A 12,922-nucleotide genomic window follows, 5' to 3' on the forward strand; every position below is an offset into this window, starting at 1 on the left:
ATTGGCCAAGCGCGACTTCGCGTTTGGCGAAGGCCGTGACGCGATCGCGCCGCCGAACGGCTACGTTCAGGCCTGGCCTTCGCGAAGCGTGAGGTGCTCGAGCATCTGCCTCGCAGTCACCGACAGGCTTTCCAGATTGCGCACTCCGAGTTTCAGCTCGCGTCGCGCCCAAACATCGGTCAGCGGCACCATGGCCACGTCCAGCGCCGGCAGGTAGTTGCGCACCACCTGCTCGGGCAGCACGCCGATGCCCATGCCGGTGTGGATCATCCGGCAAATCGCCTCGAAGCTGCGTACCTGGATGCGCAGACGCAGCGGCGTGCCCATCTGCTGTGCCGACTGCTGCAGCAGGGCATGCAGCGAGGCGTCCTGCTGCAGGCCAATGAAATCGAAGCCTGCCGCCTCGCGCAGTGCAATGCATTCGCGGCCGGCCAGCGGATGCCAGCGCGGCGTGACCAGCACCAGCCGATCCTCGCGGTAGGGAAACACCTGCAGGTCCTCGGCCGGCATGTGCCCAGCGAAGATGCCGATATCGGTCAGCCCCTCGCGCAGGGCGCGCAGGGTGTCGCTGCTGACGCGCTCTTCCAGGTCGATTTTCACTTCCGGATGCTGGCGGGTGAAGGTACTCAGATCCTCGGGGAGAAACTCGATGACCGCCGAGGTATTGGCGTGGATGCGCACATGGCCCTTCACGCCCTGGCTGAACTCGCTCAAGTCAGCGTCCAGCTGCTGCAGATTGTCCAGCAGGTTACACGCGTGGTGCAGCAGCGCGTGGCCGGCCGGCGTCAGCTCGACGCCCTTGGGCTGGCGATAGAGCAGGCTGACGCCGAGCTGCCCTTCCAGATCGCTGACGCGCTTGCTCACCGCCGCCAGCGCCAGATGCTCGCGCTCGGCGGCACGGGTCAGACTGCGGGTCTCGGCGATGGCGACGAACAGCCGAAGGGTGACGAAATCAATGCGGCGCATAGTGGATTCCCGTATTCGCGGTAGACGAAGCATGCGCTGCTCAATCCGTGCTTTTCAAAGCGCCTTTCGTCTTAGCCTTCGTGAGGCGCGAAACCTCACTTGGCCAACGGCCAATTGTCCGCTGCCGATGCGTCGGTCATGCTCGGCACCATGAATCAACCGGCACAGGTGTCGTGATGAGCGAACAGACAGACAAGAACCTGCCGCTGCAGGGCCTCAAGGTGATCGAGATGGGCCAACTGATCGCCGGCCCTTTCGCCAGCAAGCTGCTCGGCGAATTCGGCGCCGATGTGATCAAGATCGAGCCGCCCAGGGTCGGCGACCCGTTGCGCAAGTGGCGCAAGCTCAAGGACGGCACCTCGCTCTGGTGGCATGTGCAGTCGCGCAACAAGCGCTCGGTGACGCTCGATCTCAAGGCCGCGGAAGGCCAGGAAATCGTCCGCCAGCTGGTGGCCGAAGCCGACATCCTGGTGGAGAACTTTCGCCCTGGCACGCTGGAAGAATGGGGCCTGGGCTGGGATGAGCTGTCGAAGCTGAACCCGCGGCTGATCATGCTGCGCATTTCCGGCTACGGCCAGACCGGCCCCTATCGTGACCTGCCGGGCTTCGGCGTGATCGGCGAAGCCATGGGCGGCCTGCGTCACCTCTCCGGCTATCCCGGCCAGCCGCCGGTGCGGGTTGGCGTCAGCATTGGCGATTCGCTGTCCTCGCTGTATGGGGTGATCGGTGTATTGCTCGCCCTGCAGGAGCGCAACCGCAGCGGCCAGGGCCAGGAGATCGACGTGGCGCTGTACGAGTCGGTGTTCGCCATGATGGAAAGCCTTGTGCCCGAATACGACGCCTTCGGCTATGTACGCGAGCCGGCTGGCAGTGCCCTGCCCGGCATCACGCCGTCCAATTCCTATTTGTGCAACGACGGCGCTTACGTGCTGATCGCCGGCAATGGCGACAGCATCTACAAGCGCCTGATGACCCTGATGGGCCGCCAGGACCTTGCCGATGATCCGCGCTTCGCCCACAACGACGGCCGCGCTCAGCACGCCGAGCTGATCGATGCCGCCATTGGCGAATGGACCATCCAGCACAGCCGCGACGAGGTGATCGAAGCACTCAAGGGCGCCCGCGTGCCGGCCGGCTATCCCTACACCGCCGCCGATATCGTCAAGGACCCACACTACCTGGCGCGGCAGATGATCGAGCAGGTGCAGACCTTTGCCGGCCCGCTCAAGGTACCGGGCGTGCTTCCCAAGCTGTCGCGCACGCCAGGGCGCATCGGCGAAGGCGGCCCGCAACTGGGCGAGCACACCGACGACGTGCTGGCCGGCTTCGGTCTCACCGATGAACAACGCCAGGGCCTGCGCGAGCGCGGGATCATCTGAACAGTGCGTCATCCACCCTGCGCCCATACGTAGGGTGGACAACGCGAAGCTTGTCCACCAGCCAGCAAGCCACAACGGTGGATGGGTAAAGCGTCATCCACCCTACGCCCAGAGCCAACCGACAGGATTCCCATGAACAAACGCCTGTATATCCAGGAAGTCGCCACCCGCGACGGCTTCCAGATCGAAGCGAACTTCGTGCCGACCGAGACCAAGATCGCCCTGATCGACCGCCTCTCGCAGACCGGGCTGTCGAAGATCGAGGTCACCTCCTTCACCTCGCCCAAGGCCATCCCCAACCTGCGCGACGCCGAGGACGTGATGCGCGGCATCCGTCGCGTGGAGGGCGTCGAGTACACCGTGCTGGTGCCCAACGTGAAGGGCTGCGAGCGCGCCCTGGCCTGCGAGGTGGACGAGATCAACCTGGTGATGTCGGCCAGCGACACCCACGGCCTGGCCAACCTGCGCATGACGCCCGAACAGTCGCTGGCGCAGTTCCGCGAAATCATCGAAGTCACTCGCGGCAGTGGCGTATTCATCAACGCCTCGCTATCGACCACCTTCGGCTGCCCCTTCGAGGGCGACGTGCCGGAGCGGCGCATCTATGAGCTGGTGCAACGCCTGCTGGAGATCGGCGTACAGGGCATCACCCTCTGCGACACCACCGGCATGGCCGACCCGGCGCAGGTCGAGCGTATCTGCCGCGAAGTGCTCAACAGCTGGCCGCAGGCAATATTCACCGCACACTTCCACAACACCCGCGGCATGGGCCTGGCCAACGCGCTGGCAGCGCTGAACGCCGGTATCGACCGCTTCGATGCCTCTCTCGGCGGACTCGGCGGCTGCCCTTACGCGCCCGGCGCCAGCGGCAATATCTGCACCGAGGACTTGGTGCATATGTTCCAGCGCATGGGCCTAGACACCGGCGTCGATCTCGACTGTCTGCTGCAATGCGCCGCCGACCTGCCGCAACTGGTCAGCCACGACGTGCCGGGCGCGGTACTCAAGGCCGGCAAGGCCGATCGCCGTTATCCGAAGCCAAAGTGGATGCAGGAAGCCGGCGTTTGAGGCTAGCGGACCGTCTCGAAAAAGCTATTCTTCAATGATTGTGGGGAGAGTCCATACAAATCGTTAAGGCTAATACGGTGCATAGCTGTTCAGCTCATTTATTCTTTGCTCTGCGCGCTGTTTCTTACAGCTTAAATATATAGAGTTACGGATACTTCCCGATCTATGCATTTCGTACTGGGTGTCACAGTCTGCTTCTCTGAATTTTATCCAGGCCCGCTGAGCGATAAGAAGCTTTTTCCTGTACTCGGTGTAATTATCCTGCGGCGTGTCGACTTGAGTAAGCTGCTTTACGAGGCGCTGATACGCTTCGTTCAGGCTAGCCTCGACTTTATCTAATTCGACAGCAATACATTGCTCTACATCAGGAGTGGAAATTACCTTTGCGCAATCAATTTCCGCTGCCTCTACAGCATTAGCACTAATAGAACAGAAAACGGTTAAAAGCAGAGTACGTAAAACCATGCCCTTCCCTAACTATTGGTTATAGGCGCGGACTTTAGTCCGCCCCAGTGAGCGAAGCGAACATTTGAGCCGGTTGTCATACATGACTAAGGGCGGTCATTTCTTTCGTTTTCATCCTGGCTCCCCCAAGCAGATCCCATAAAAAAAACAATTACAGCGAAAATTATAATCGCTCCTATTAAAAAAACAACTTCCTCCTGGTTAAATGTTTCTCTACCGAAGCCAATTTTCGCCCCTGGCGGGGGAGCTCCGGCGAAAGCAGAACAGCTGACGGCGAGCAGTATTATTAATATTTTAGACATAGCTTCCTTACTAAATTAAAAATTTAAACGACTGCCTTACCTAACATTTGGTTAGGGGCAGGCTTTAGCCCGTTCCAGCGAGCAAAGCGAACGATTTGAAATTTGTTATGTTTCACTGCCTCTGTGCCGAAGCTGGCCTTCGCCTACGACCTAACAGTGGCAGCACCCACTATCTTTGCCATTGATGTTGTAACACTCATGACTACATCCCCTCGTTCGCAATCGGGGCCTTTAACAGCAATGCCCCGATCAATTAGAAGCCAAGGCAGGTGGCCTCTGAGCCAAGTTCTAAAGCAACATGGCCCGCCGGCATATTGAGTCATTGGCACACTTCCTTGTAAGACGTAACGTTTGGTTAAGGCTTGAGCCGGCTCCGAGTGAGCGAAGCGAGCCAATTGAACCATTTGTTAGGGGTGCTCGACGTACCATTGCAGATACTTGACCCGCTCTAGTGTCTTTCCTAGAAGGCAAGCAGTGTAGATTGTCCCGAAATCGCTTCCTGTGATTGCTTCATAGGTCTCAAAATCGCAGCTTTCATCGCGAAACTTAATCCATGCGATCTGGGCTTCTTTAAGATAACTATCTTGAGGTTTTGCTCCTTGAGCCTGCTGGATACCGTTATTTTTGTATCTTGCAACAAGTGTCTTGTATGACTGATTTAAGGTGGCATCAGCCTTGTTGAATTGATGCTTGAGGCATTGATACATCTCTCCTTCATTGCTTGCGGAATTACATATGCTCTCCTTCATAGAGGCTGCATGAGCGACACCTGCGAAAGCTCCAGCAAGGATAAATATAGCTGCAGATTTGCGGTTCATGATTGCCCTAACGTTTGGTTAAGGGGCGGGCTTTAGCCCGTCCTAGTGAGAGGAGTGAACGAATTCAACCAGTTGTTAGGTGGGTGTTTATACACCAGCTCCGAGAAGCATCAAATTGGTGTCACCAAACATTGCCTCGCCTGCGACCTACCGCACACGCTCCACCATTGCCGTGTCGATAAGGCGTCTAGATTCCATGCCGTGTAGAGCCGCAAAAAACTGGCAAGCACAAGCGGCAGGCCTAGCAGAGCCCTAGAAAAACCAACCACTGCAGGCCAGAGAAACAGTTAGGTCTCTCCGTCCGCAGCATCTAGCAACAGGCTCAATCCCTGACAGAACTGCAGAATCGCCTCGACCACCGCCTGTGGCGCTTCGCGCTGGGGGAAATGGCCGACGCCCGGCAATAGCTGTCGGTGGTATGGGCCGCTGAACAAGGCCTCACGCCCGGCCGAGGTTTCCGGTGCGTTGCAGGTATCGGCCTCGCCGTGCAGCACCAGCGTCGGCACGGCGAGCACCGGGGCCGGTTGCAGCAGCGCCTCGTCCGATGCATATGCAGGATCGCCGTCGACGAAGCCCCAGCGGTGGCGATAGGAATGCAGTACCACGGCAGCCCAGTCCGGGTTGTCGAAAGCCTCCAGCGCCTGGATGAAATCCGCCTCGGCGTACCAGCCGGCCGGTGACCAGGTATCCCACAGCAGCCGCGTGAAGGCCGCGCGATCCTCGATTACCGTCTGCTCGCCGCGCGGGGTGGCCATGTACCAGTGGTACCAGTAGTTGCGCGCCTGGCTCAGCGAGATGTGCTGGTTCGGGTCATTGGTGCCGTAGCCCACCGCGAGCATTACCAGCCGTGCGGCGGCGTGATGGCGCAGCCCGCAGGCATTCGCCACAGCCCGCGCGCCCCAGTCGTGGCCGACCAGCACCGGCTGGTCGAGGCGCAGCGCATCGATGAAGTCCAAGAGATCGCGGCCCAGTGCGGCCAGCTGGCCGCTACGTGGGGTCAGTGGGTCGATAAAGCGCGTCTGGCCGAAACCACGCAGCGTCGGGCAGAGCACGCGGTAGCCTGCTGCGGCCAGGCGCTCGGCGACCTCGGTCCAGCTCTCCGCGCAGTCCGGCCATCCATGCACCAGCACGGCGACCTGTTGGCCACGGGGATTCCATTCGAGATAAGCAATATCCAGCACCGGCGTGCTGACAAAGGCATAGCGACTCATGCCGGCGTCTCCTTACGTTGGTCGAGCGGTCAGCATAAGCCTTCGTCTGGGTAAAAAAAGCAGGCCCGTCTCATCTGGGCGGGCGCCGCATGGTTGACCGATAAGCACCTGGGCGGGAGCACACTGCGCCCCGCTCAGGCGGATGGTTTGGTGTCAGGAGCGGTTGGCTGCCTGCGCCGCCTCGATCAGCTCGACGCCGATCTCGCTCTCGAACTTCTTCCACACCGGTTTCATCGCCTCGCGCCACATCGCGCGTTGCTCGGGGGTCAGCTCGATGATTTCGGTCTTGCCGGAGGCGGCGATGGTCTGGCGCGCCTTCTGATTGAGTTCGTCCGCCTGGCGGTTAACCTCGACGGTGACCTCAGCCATGATCGCTTCCAGCTCGCTGCGCACATCATCCGGCAAGCCTTTCCAGAACTTGGTGTTGGTGATCACCATGTAGTCGATCAGGCCATGATCGGACGCGGTCATGTACGGCTGTACCTCATGGACCTTCTGGCTTTCGTAGTTCGACCAGGTGTTCTCGGTGCCATTGACCACACCGGTCTGCAGGCCCTGGTAGACCTCGGCGAAGCTCATCTTGCGCGGGTTGGCGCGTACCACCTTGAACTGCTCGTCGAGCACCGCGGAGGCCTGCACGCGGAACTTCAGGCCGCGCGCGTCCTTGGGTTCGCGCAGCGGCTTGTTGGCCGAGAGCTGCTTCATGCCGTTGTGCCAATAGGCCAGACCGGTGATGTTCTTGTCCTCCATCGCGGTCAGCAGCGCCCGGCCCTGCGGGCTGCTCTGGAAGCGGTCGGCAGCGGCCAGGTCGTCGAACAGGAACGGCAGATCGAATATCTGGATGGCCTTGGCGTAATGCTCGAACTTGGCCAGCGAAGGCGCCAGCATGTGCACATCACCCAGCAGCAGGGCCTCCATTTCCTTGCCGTCGCCGAACAGCGAGGAGTTCGGGTAGACCTCGACCTTCACCTTGCCGGGCAGGCGTTCCTCGGCGAGTTTCTTGAACAGCAGGGCGCCCTGCCCCTTCGGCGTGTTGTCCGCCACTACATGGGCGAACTTGATGGTCACGGGATCGGCATGCACCAGCCCGGCGACGGTGAAAGAAAGCGCGCAGGCGAGTGCCTTGAGCTTGTTACTCAGCATGGAAGTACCCTCTTGTTTTTGTCGGTTGGTACGTTTCGCAGGCAAGCGTTGCGGTCAGGGCACCGCTTGTCCGGCACGTTGCAGCAGGCGACGGGCACGGCCGATGACGGGGGCGTCGACCATCTGTCCATCCACCACGAAAACCCCATCGCCGGAAGCTCCGGCGGCGAGGATGCGTTGCGCCCAGTCCAGTTCCGCGGCACTGGGCATCAGGGTTTCGTGCACCACGGCCACCTGGCTCGGATGGATGCACAGCAGGCCGCCAAAGCCCATGTCACGAGCATCGGCAGCGGCACGGGCGAGGCCCTCGAGGTTCTTGATGTCGGGAAAGACGCTGTCCAGCGGCTCTGCCAGTCCGGCCAATCGCGACTGCAGCAGCAGCGCATAGCGTGCCTGGTCAAGCATGCGCTCGGCGCCGGCGCTGCCATTGGCCAGGCCGAGATCGAGGCCCAGGTCCAGCGCGCCGAAGGACAGCCGCTCGACACCCTGGGCGTCGGCAATTTCCGCCAGATTGGCCAGCCCGCGGGCACTTTCGACGATTGGCCAGACCGGCTTGCCGCAGCTGGCCGCCAGCGCAACCTGCACCGCGCTTTCGACCTTCGGCAGCAGCACGCTGGCGACGCCAGCATGACGGGCACAAAGCGCCAGGTCCGCGGCCTGCTCGGCATGGGTTGGCGCGTTGATGCGCACCAGCACGCGCACCACCGGGTTGGCCGCGAGGAAGGCATCGAGGTTGCCCCTCGCCTCTGCCTTAAGGTTCTCCGCGACCGCATCCTCGAGGTCGACGATGACCGCGTCGGCGCCGCTCGCCAGTGCTTTGGGAATGCGCTCCGGGCGGGTCGCCGGGACGAACAGCGCGCTACGGATGATCGATGAGTTCATGGGCTGGTTCCTGGGCACGCTCATACCGCGCCCTGCTCGTGCAAGCGCTGAATGTCGCCGGGGGCGTAACCCAGCTCGGCCAGCAGACTGTCGGTGTGCTGGCCCAGCGCGGGGATCGGATCCATGCGCGGGGCGAAGGCGCTGTTGCGTCCCGGCGGCAGCAGCGCAGGCAAGCGACCGGCCGGGCTGTCCACCTCGCTCCAGCGCTGGCGGGCCTTGAGCTGCGGATGCGCCCAGACACCGGCCATGTCGTTGACATGCGCATTGGCGATCGGCGCGGCATCCAGCCGGGCAATCACCTCCTCGGCGCTCAGGTGGCTGAACGCCTCGACGATAAGTGCACGCAATTCGGTGCGATGCTCCGAACGCCGGGCGTTGCTCGAGAAGCGCTCGTCCTGCGCCAGCTCCGGCTGCAGCAGCACCTTGTCGCAGAACGCCAGCCACTCACGCTCGTTCTGCAGGCCGAGCATCACCGTGCCGCCGTCACCGGTGGGGAACGGGCCGTAGGGGTAGATGGTGGCGTGGGCGGCGCCGGCACGCGGCGGCGGCGTCGCGCCCTTGTAGGCGTAGTACAACGGGTAGCCCATCCACTCCACCAGGCTTTCGAGCATTGAAACGTCGACGCGGGTGCCCTCGCCCGTCTTGTCGCGCAGCATCAGCGCTGAAAGCACGCCGGTGTAGGCGTACATGCCCGCGGCGATATCGGCAATGGAGCAGCCGGCCTTGGCCATCTCGGTCTCACCCGGTCCACCGGTGACGGAGAGAAAGCCGCCCTCGCTCTGGATCAGCAGGTCATAGGCCTTCTTCTGCTCGTAGGGGCCGCCCTCGCCGTAGCCGGAGATGTCGCAGACGATCAGCCGCGGGAAACGCTCGTGCAGCGCGTCGAAGGACAGCCCCATACGCGCCGCGGCACCGGGCGCCAGGTTCTGCACCAGCACATCGGCACCCGCCAGCAGCTGGTCGAGCACCTGCGCGGCGGCATCCTGCTTCACGTCCAGGCTCAGGCTCTCCTTGGAGCGGTTGGTCCAGACGAAATGCGAGGCCAGGCCATCGACCCGCTCGTCATAACCGCGGGCGAAATCGCCGGCACCGGGCCGCTCGATCTTGATCACCCGCGCGCCGAGATCGGCCAGCTGGCGCGTGCAGAACGGCGCGGCGATGGCGTGCTCGAGGCTGACCACGGTGATGCCATCGAGTGGGCGGGGTTTGGCTTGGATATCGGTCATATTCGGTTCCTGCAAATCTGGCGCTGGGTGAAAACGGCAACGCCTTACCAACGCGTGTGTTCAAGCCCTTGGGACTCTGGAGCTGGTCAGGTGGATGAGGCTTCGCCGTCATCCACCCTACGATTCAGCTTCTTGTAGGGTGGGCTTCAGCCCCCGGAGCGTGTCGCTGTGGTACTGCAAATTCGGCGTAGGGTGGAAAACGGCAACGCCTTTTCCACGCGTGTGTTCAGGCTCTGCGACTCCGGCGCCGTGTTGGTGGATGAGGCTTCGCCGTCATCCACCCTACGTTCAGGCCAGCTCGTCCAGGCGCTCCAGGTCGAGCAAACGCCAGACCCTGTCGATCAATTCGCCCGCCTCGTCATCACTACGCGCCGCGGAGAACTGCACCAGGCGGCGGAATTTGTCTTCCAGCTCGGCGCGGCTCAGCGTGTTGCCCGGATCGCCCTTGGGCTCGTCTATGGCGCCGTGCAGCGTGCGGCCATCGGCGGTGGTCACTTCGACACGACCGAGCCAGCGCGCCGGGTAGGCGCCGTCGACCTCAGGATCGAGGGTCATCGAGACCCTCTCGCGAAACTCGCCGACGCGCGGGTCGCTGAGCGCATGGCTGTGGAATTCGGTCAGGCCGGCCTTGCCGTACAGGGCGATCAGCCCGAGCACGGTGCCCATGGAAAACTTGGCCTGATGCACCGTTTGCGGCACCGTCACGCGGCCGAGCACGTCGATCGCGCCCTGGTGCACGCGGGTGGTGACCGAGGCGATGTCATCGGACCCGAGCCCTTCGCGCTGCATCAACGCCAGCAACGCATCGGCGGCCGGGTGGGTATGCCGGCAGGAGGCGTGGAACTTGAAGGAGGTTTCCGCCAGCGCCCAGCGGGTGCCGAGGCGGTCGGACAGCTTGCTCGGCTCGGCATCGCGGGACATACCGGCAGCCATGCCCTGCTCGCCTTCGAGGATGTTCTGCGCGCCAGTCAGGCCATCGGCGGTCAGGTAGGCGGCGAGCAGACCATCGGCAGCGGCCTTGGCCGTGTGCAGCTGCTTGGAGTCGGCCGCGTCACGAAGAAACTCCCACAGCCCCGCGGCCTGGGTGCCGGCGCTGCCGAGCAGGTGGGTGAACTGCTGCTGGTCGAAGTTCATCAGCTTGCCTACGGCCATCGCGGCAGCCAGGGTGCCGACGGTCGCCGTGGTATGGAAGATGCGGTAATGCGAGCGGCCGAGGAATTCGCCGATGCGGATACCCGCCTCGTAACCGGCAACCGAGGCCATCAGAAGCTCGCGGCCGGACTTGCCCAGATCCTGCGCCGCCGCCAGCGCGGCCGGGAAGACCACCGTGGCCGGGTGCAGCACGGAGCTGTTATGCAGATCATCCTGCTCCACCAGGTGCGAGCTGGCGGCGTTCACCAGCGCGGCGAAATAGGCGGAGCTGCTCTGGCCGTTGACCAGAATGCGCGCCGGTCCGTCGGCCGGGCCCATCCTCTGCGCGTAACGCTCGAACAGCGGAATCGGATGCGAGCCTGCGCTGGCCAGGGCCGAGCCGAGCCAGTCGAGAAAGAGGTCTTCGGTGCGGGCCAGCACCGGCTCGGGGATCTGCTCATAGGTGAGCCCGGCAAGGAATTCGGTCAGCGCCTGGGTGTGTTGGCTCATGCGCGAGACTCCATTGAGTTGGACAGTTCGATGAGGTTCAGATCGGGGTCGCGCACATACACCGAGCGGATCGGGCCGGTGGCGCCGGTGCGTTGCACTGGGCCTTCGATGATCGAGACGCCCTGCGTTTCCAGATGCGCAATGACTCGATCCAATGGCGTGGCGACGATAAAGCACAGGTCCGCCGAACCCGGCGTCGGCCGCTCGGCCTTGGGCTCGAACTCGCGCCCGGCCTGATGCAGATTGATCTTCTGATTGCCGAAGGTCAGCGCCTTGCGCCCTTCGCCGAAGGTCACCAGCTGCATGCCGAGCACGCGGGTGTAGAAGTCCACCGTCTTTTCGATATCGGCGACGGTGAGGACCAGATGGTCGAGGTGGCTGATATTCATGACGCACTTCCCTTTTTCGTAGGGTGGAAATCGCGGAGCATTTCCACCACCTGTGTCGCCTGTTCGATACGCGTGGAAAAGGCTTCGCCGTTTTCCACCCTACGTTTGGCTCCGTTAGAACGAGCGCGGCAACTCGAGCAAGTGCTCGGCCACGTACGACAGGATCAGGTTGGTGGAGATCGGCGCCACCTGGTACAGCCGCGTCTCGCGGAACTTGCGCTCGACGTCGTATTCGTTGGCGAAGCCGAAGCCGCCGTGGGTCTGCAGGCAGGCGTTGGCTGCCTCCCAGCTGGCCTTGGCTGCCAGGTACTTGGCCATGTTGGCCGCGGCTCCGGCGTTGCGGCCGCTGTCGTATTCCTCGCAGGCGCGCCAGCGCATCAGGTCGGCGGCCTCGATCTCGATATGCGCTTCGGCGATGGGGAACTGCACGCCCTGGTTCTGCCCGATGGGCCGGCCGAACACCACACGGTCGCGGGCGTACTGCGCGGACTTCTCGACGAACCAGCGGCCGTCCCCGATGCACTCGGCGGCGATCAGCGTGCGTTCGGCATTCAGGCCGTCGAGTATGTAGCGAAAGCCCTTGCCCTCCTCGCCAATCAGGCTACTGGCGGGAATCTCCAGGTTGTCGAAGAACAGCTCGTTGGTCTCGTGGTTGACCATGTTGGCGATCGGCTGCACGGTCAGGCCGTTGCCGATGGCCTCGCGCAGGTCGACGAGAAAGATCGACATGCCCTCGGACTTGCGCTGCACCTCGGCCAGCGGCGTGGTGCGTGCCAGCAGGATCATCAGGTCGGAATGCTGGATGCGCGAGATCCACACCTTCTGCCCGTTGATCACGTACTTGTCGCCCCGGCGCACAGCAGTGGTCTTGATCTTGGTGGTGTCGGTGCCGGTGGTGGGTTCGGTCACGCCCATGGACTGCAAGCGCAGCTCGCCGCTGGCCAGCTTCGGCAGGTAGTAGCGCTTCTGCTCCTCGCTGCCGTTTCTGAGCAGGGTGAACATGTTGTACATCTGCCCGTGGATGGTCCCGGAGTTGCCTCCGCAGTGGTTCACTTCCTCGAGAATCACGGAGGCTTCGGCCAGGCCCAGGCCCGAGCCGCCGTACTCTTCCGGGATCATCGCCGATAGCCATCCGGCTTCGGTCATGGCCGTGACGAAGGCTTCCGGAAAGCCCTTCTCCTCGTCGATCCTGCGCCAGTACTCGGCGGGAAATTCGGCACAGAGGGCACGCACGCCTTCGCGGATGAAATTGAGTTCTTCGTGCCTGGCGTCCTGGTAGTTGTGATTCGTCGTCATCTCGATACGTTCTCGTTGTTAGAGAGGTCGCCCCTCACCCCAGCCCTCTCCCCAGAGGGGCGAGGGAGCTATCCGGTGTACGGTCGGAGGTTATGCCTTGGCAGATGGCATCGCGTGTACACCAATCTAAAGCCGG

General features: G+C 62.6%; 12 protein-coding genes. 2 read left to right on the forward strand and 10 right to left on the reverse strand.

Features of this window, described 5'->3' with window-relative positions; genetic code table 11:
* Window positions 1-66: 66 nt before the first annotated feature.
* Window positions 67-966, reverse strand: a complete 900-nt coding sequence (locus LLJ08_RS12745; protein ID WP_228207182.1) for a LysR family transcriptional regulator — start codon at window positions 964-966, stop codon at window positions 67-69.
* Window positions 967-1,142: 176 nt separating this feature from the next.
* Between LLJ08_RS12745 and LLJ08_RS12750 the strand changes: the two genes are divergently transcribed.
* Complete coding sequence (locus LLJ08_RS12750) at window positions 1,143-2,345, forward strand: CaiB/BaiF CoA transferase family protein (protein ID WP_054093230.1); 1,203 nt, start codon at window positions 1,143-1,145, stop codon at window positions 2,343-2,345.
* Window positions 2,346-2,477: 132 nt separating this feature from the next.
* Window positions 2,478-3,413 (forward strand): hydroxymethylglutaryl-CoA lyase, encoded by a 936-nt coding sequence (locus LLJ08_RS12755; RefSeq protein ID WP_228207183.1) that lies wholly within the window; start codon window positions 2,478-2,480, stop codon window positions 3,411-3,413.
* 69 nt (window positions 3,414-3,482) lie between these two features.
* On the opposite strand, the gene LLJ08_RS12760 is transcribed toward LLJ08_RS12755, so the two are convergent.
* The 9 genes from LLJ08_RS12760 to LLJ08_RS12800 form a co-directional block, all read right to left on the reverse strand.
* Window positions 3,483-3,878 carry a lysozyme inhibitor LprI family protein gene (locus LLJ08_RS12760; RefSeq protein ID WP_228207184.1) on the reverse strand — a complete coding sequence of 132 codons (396 nt, stop codon included), beginning with the start codon at window positions 3,876-3,878 and terminating at the stop codon, window positions 3,483-3,485.
* A gap of 709 nt (window positions 3,879-4,587) precedes the next feature.
* The gene (locus tag LLJ08_RS12765) at window positions 4,588-4,998 is read right to left on the reverse strand and encodes a lysozyme inhibitor LprI family protein (RefSeq protein ID WP_228207185.1); all 411 of its coding nucleotides are present in this window, start codon (window positions 4,996-4,998) and stop codon (window positions 4,588-4,590) included.
* 287 nt (window positions 4,999-5,285) lie between these two features.
* On the reverse strand, window positions 5,286-6,209 hold the full coding sequence (locus LLJ08_RS12770) for an alpha/beta fold hydrolase (RefSeq protein WP_228207186.1): 924 nt from the start codon (window positions 6,207-6,209) through the stop codon (window positions 5,286-5,288).
* Window positions 6,210-6,362: 153 nt separating this feature from the next.
* The gene (locus LLJ08_RS12775) at window positions 6,363-7,352 is read right to left on the reverse strand and encodes a TRAP transporter substrate-binding protein (RefSeq protein ID WP_228207187.1); all 990 of its coding nucleotides are present in this window, start codon (window positions 7,350-7,352) and stop codon (window positions 6,363-6,365) included.
* 54 nt (window positions 7,353-7,406) lie between these two features.
* Entirely contained in the window at window positions 7,407-8,234 is an 828-nt protein-coding gene (locus tag LLJ08_RS12780) for an HpcH/HpaI aldolase/citrate lyase family protein (RefSeq protein WP_228207188.1), read from the reverse strand.
* 20 nt (window positions 8,235-8,254) lie between these two features.
* Window positions 8,255-9,460 carry a CaiB/BaiF CoA transferase family protein gene (locus LLJ08_RS12785; protein ID WP_228207189.1) on the reverse strand — a complete coding sequence of 402 codons (1,206 nt, stop codon included), beginning with the start codon at window positions 9,458-9,460 and terminating at the stop codon, window positions 8,255-8,257.
* A gap of 288 nt (window positions 9,461-9,748) precedes the next feature.
* A complete protein-coding gene (locus tag LLJ08_RS12790) occupies window positions 9,749-11,101 on the reverse strand; it encodes an MmgE/PrpD family protein (RefSeq protein ID WP_228207190.1) in 1,353 nt (450 codons plus the stop codon).
* The gene (locus tag LLJ08_RS12795; RefSeq protein WP_101275445.1) at window positions 11,098-11,490 is read right to left on the reverse strand and encodes a VOC family protein; all 393 of its coding nucleotides are present in this window, start codon (window positions 11,488-11,490) and stop codon (window positions 11,098-11,100) included. Before LLJ08_RS12795 ends, LLJ08_RS12790 begins: the two co-directional genes overlap by 4 nt.
* 114 nt (window positions 11,491-11,604) lie before the next feature.
* Window positions 11,605-12,786, reverse strand: a complete 1,182-nt coding sequence (locus tag LLJ08_RS12800) for an acyl-CoA dehydrogenase family protein (protein ID WP_228207191.1) — start codon at window positions 12,784-12,786, stop codon at window positions 11,605-11,607.
* Between the last annotated feature and the right edge of the window lie 136 nt (window positions 12,787-12,922).

The sequence above is a fragment of the Stutzerimonas chloritidismutans genome, assembly GCF_020783375.1.
GTDB classification, from domain to species: domain Bacteria; phylum Pseudomonadota; class Gammaproteobacteria; order Pseudomonadales; family Pseudomonadaceae; genus Stutzerimonas; species Stutzerimonas kunmingensis.